Consider the following 349-nt stretch of genomic DNA (forward strand, 5'->3'; position numbering starts at 1 on the left):
GTTACTCACTACTTTATATTCCGCACAATCATTCATATAACTAATTTAATAGTATATCTAACACAACTGAATACAATCTAAAACAAGACAAATAATAATGTTGTACCACAACAAAAGTGAGCNNGTTACTCACTACTTTATATTTCGCACAATCATTCATATAACTAATTTAATAGTATATCTAACACGATTTAATACAATCTAAAACAAGACAAATAATAACGTTGTACCACAACAAAAGTGAGCTGTTACTCACTACTTTATATTTCGTACAATCATTCGTAGAACTAATTTAATAGTATATCTAACACGATTTAATGCAATCCAAAATAAGACTAACAATAACACC

The sequence above is a fragment of the Providencia sp. genome, assembly GCF_003533305.1.
In the GTDB taxonomy this organism is placed as follows: Bacteria; Pseudomonadota; Gammaproteobacteria; order Enterobacterales; family Enterobacteriaceae; genus Providencia.